This is a genomic window from Rubellimicrobium sp. CFH 75288 (assembly GCF_009904055.1).
GTDB lineage: Bacteria > Pseudomonadota > Alphaproteobacteria > Rhodobacterales > Rhodobacteraceae > Rubellimicrobium.
In genome coordinates this window covers 1-1,014 of sequence record NZ_WYDP01000054.1, presented here as the reverse complement: position 1 = coordinate 1,014, position 1,014 = coordinate 1, and the positions used below count along the sequence as shown (strand labels likewise).

Sequence of the window (1,014 nt, the reverse complement as noted above, 5' to 3'; positions counted from 1 at the left end):
TCCCCGCCGTCCAGTTCCTCGCCGAGCCGTTCCAGCCGCCGGATCGTCTCCGGCTTCAGCCCGCCATAGGCCAGCTCCTGGATGCGGTAGGCGAGGCGGCTCTCCAGGTAGCGGCGGTTGAAGGGCGGCGGCTCGCTGTCGAACAGGTCGCGCCACTGCGCCTTCAGCTCCGGCGTCGGCGTGGTCTTGAGCGCGGCCAGGCGCGCGGGAATGGGATCGGGCTTGTTCATGCAATTCTCCGGTGAGTTGGATTTGCATGACGGCATTGGTCTGGCGGATAGTGTAGGCAACGTTCTCCAGCATTCTCAGATACTTCGCCCGTCTCACGCATCCGCAGCCGAACCAGCCCGAGCGCCAGCAGGCCGCACAGCTCGGTGCGGCGCTCTGCGGCGGGCATATGGTCAGGTGGGAGCGGATTGGGACGTTTCATGTCTCGTGGCCGTGTTCGGTGGTGGATACCAAACAAAAGCCACCGGCCCGCCCGGGATGGGACATCTCAAAGGAACGGGATGCGGAAATGCGAACAGGGAGAGAACATCAGGGCTTGCCGATCACGGATTTGTCCATGATTATCGGAAGTTGAATCAATCGAGAGCAGTAGTATGTCGAGGTAAGATCATGGCGCGCAAAGCAACTCCGATCAGAGCCCTTGTCCTGGCGCTGATCGAGGTTGCGCGCGTGAATCTTGCCCCAGCGATCCTCTCGGCCCAGGAGGGCGGTGATAGTCACCTCAGTCCCCTGAGGCGACATCGCGGTGTCAAGCGCCGGGCACGGCCCCGCAATCGCGGTCTCTAGTCAAGATCAGCATTTCCGGAGATTTACATGGTACGCGCCCCGGCCAGAACTTGCCCCAATCTTTCTCGGCTATTCGACGATGCCGAGCCGGAACTGCTGTCCGGGTTCCTCAAGAGCAAGGCTTTCGAGAGGCTGAGCTGGCTCGCGCCCTACAGGTTCGACCCCGAGAATCCGGACGGTCCGTCGGTTGCCAGAAATAGTTCGGCCTGAACAACGTCG

1 protein-coding gene is annotated in these 1,014 nt (G+C 61.9%); it reads right to left on the bottom strand.

Annotated elements, in window-relative coordinates; genetic code table 11:
* Positions 1 to 230: DUF2924 domain-containing protein (locus GT358_RS16335; protein ID WP_166583691.1), on the bottom strand; the 230-nt coding region annotated here is incomplete at its 3' end.
* Between the last annotated feature and the right edge of the window lie 784 nt (positions 231 to 1,014).